Source organism: bacterium (genome assembly GCA_026708015.1).
Taxonomy (GTDB): Bacteria; Actinomycetota; Acidimicrobiia; order Acidimicrobiales; family Bin134; genus Poriferisocius.
In genome coordinates, this window is record JAPOVT010000039.1 from 1 (window position 1) to 2,717 (window position 2,717).

A 2,717-nucleotide genomic window follows, 5' to 3' on the forward strand; every position below is an offset into this window, starting at 1 on the left:
GGGGGCGGGGGTGGCGGGTCTAGTGTCGGTGGCGCTGCTCGGCAGGCTTGGAGGCGGTCGAGCTCGGCGTAGATGCTCTGCCACAGGGCATTGGGGCCGGGGCCCTGCCAGTTCGCCTCCTGGCGGTCGGGCCTTGCCTTGAGCAGGGCGACGGTGTAGGCGTCTTCGCCCAGCATGGTGTCATACGAGCGGGTGAACGTGTCCACCAGGTCGGGGCGGGCGCCGTTCCACGGGTCGGCGGTCTTGGCCGCCACCCGGGCCAAAAGCGCCGCGTCGGCGGTCTTGCACACCTTCACCGGCGGCGTCTGGGCCGGGGCGTCGTCGTCGGCCACCGCCACCGACACGGAGCCCTGAGTGGACGACACCGTGTAACCAGCGCCCGCGCCGACAGTGACCGTGACCGACCCGTCGGCCTCGTCCGCGCCGTCGTCCACTGTCGCCACGGTGTGGACAGCGGTGCCGCCGGCGGGGACGGTCACGGTCTTGGCGCCTGTCGTGCCCGCCGCCGCGTAATCGCCCTGCTGGGTGACGGCCACCGACACCGCCAGCGGTGCCGCCGGGGCCGGGTCGGCGGTGATGGTGAACGACGCGCTGCTGCCCTCGGTGATGTCTGTGCCGGCGGTCACGCTGATCTCGGGGACGTCGTCGTCGGCCACCGCGACGGTGGCCGATCCCCGGGCGCCCGAGACGGTGTAGCCGGTGCCTGTTTTGAGGGTGGCGGTGACCGAGCCGTCGGCCTCGTCGGCGCCGTCGTCTTCGGTGGCGACGCTGAACTGGGCGGTGCCGCCGGTGGGGACGGTGACGGTCTTGGCGCCCGTGGACGCTCCCCAGTCGCCGGTCTGGGCGATGGTGATGGTGACGGCCAGCGGCGCGGTGGGGGCGGGGTTGGCGGTGATGGTGAACGTGGCCGGGCTGCCCTCGGTGGTGTCTGTGCCGGCGGTGATTGCGATCTCGGGGTCCGACGGGGGCGGGCCGCCTCGGGCGCGGCAGGTTTGGAGGCGGTCGAGCTCGGCGTAGATCTTCTGCCACAGCGCATTGGGGCCTGGGCCCTGCCAGTTGGGGTCTTGTTTGTCGGGGCGGGCTTTGATGTGGGCGGTGGTGTAGGCGTCCTCGCCCAGCATGGTGCGATAGGAGCGGGAGAACATCTCGGCGAGGTCGGGGCGGGTCCCGCCCCAGGGGTCGGCCGCTTTGGCCTCCGCCTCGGCCAAAAGGGCGGTGTCGTCGGTGACGCACACCGGGTCCAGCGGGTCGTTGAACACCCACGGGCGGGCCTGCTTGATCGCGAGCTTGTTGTCTGCGGTGATCTTGAACTCGATCTCCATGGCGAACTTCTCGCCGGCCGCGGGCCGATACAGCGCTTTGAAGCGGTCGTGGATCGCCTCGAGGCTGTCGCGCAGCTCCACCATCTGCGCGGCGGTCATGAACAGCTTGTTGGGCTCGGCGAGGTTGGAGCGGGCCAAAACGGTGGCCTTGCCCGCCGAGTCCAACAGGACCTGCTCGGGCAGCGAGCTCGCGTTCGGGTTGGTCACCAAATCCTCGCCCAACTGGGTGTTCACGTAATACATGCCGTCGAGGCCGGTGACCGGGTCGAAGCTCACCGCCACCCCGTTGGCCAACTCGCCCGAGTAGTTCGGATGCACCAGAACACCCATCGCGGTGGCCAGATGGTCCACCCGGTGGTGGTCGCGCTCCAAAAACGCCCGGAAGTTCCACAAACTCGCCCACACCGCCTTGATCGACTTGTCAATACCCTCAGAGACCGTCTCCTCGGGGTCCTGGGTCTTGGAGTCGTACAAACCCGCCCCGTTGAAACCCGGCAGATCCTCATTGTTCGTCGACGACCGGTAGCGCAGCGACGCGCCCTCGGGAAACGAGGCGTGCATCGCCTCCAACGCAGCAATCATCCACCCCGGCGCAGCCGCCCTCTTCATCGCCTTGCGCAAATCGCCGAGCATCTCCTCCTGCACCGCGAAATCGGTTTTGAAGTGCGAGTTCGCCAGCATCGCCGACACCGCCGCCCGAAGCGTCGTCCCCGCCGAAAGCACCACCTTCTTCGCATCCGGATCCTTCTTCTTGCCCAAAACCGTCTCCTCCGCCAACACCGCCCCGCCCATGAACTCGTCATAGAAATAAAACGGCACCGCGAAACCACCAGGCACAACCCCCTCGCCCAACGCGCTCATCGCGCCCAACTCCGCCACGTTCGCCGCCTTCACCCCGAACGCATCCCAATCATCAAAACCCACACCGCCCAACGCCGCGATCTCCCTCACCGACAAATCCCGCACCGGCGTCTGCCCCCTGGCCGGCCGCGACGCCGCATGATGGGCATCCACCTCCGCCTTAGACGCAGCCCGCAGCACATAACCCTCCCTGCCCACCTCGTAATACACATGAGAACCCACCAAACCGGTGACCGCCACGTCATCGAGCGCATCGCGCACAAACGCGTTCGGCACCCCATTCTGCACCGCCCGCAAATTCACATGCGACAACGGCGTCTGCGGCACCGTCGTAATAATCCCCGCCACCCGCGGCAAATCATTCGGCAACACCCCCAAAACCACCACATCACGAGCACCCACCACCCCACCCGGCTCAACCACCCGCAACAACCCATACCCGCGAGCAGCATTCAACGGAACATAACCAACATCAGGCAAAATATCCCTATCCAACAACACATCCACCCGAGACCCGTCATACAACGCCTTCTG

Annotated in this window: 1 protein-coding gene; it reads right to left on the reverse strand. The window is 67.2% G+C overall.

Translation table 11 applies throughout. From position 1 onward, the window contains the following. Positions 1-2,606 (reverse strand): hypothetical protein (locus OXG30_08555; GenBank protein MCY4134949.1); only part of this gene is annotated, 2,606 nt, incomplete at its 3' end. Positions 2,607-2,717: the final 111 nt, after the last annotated feature.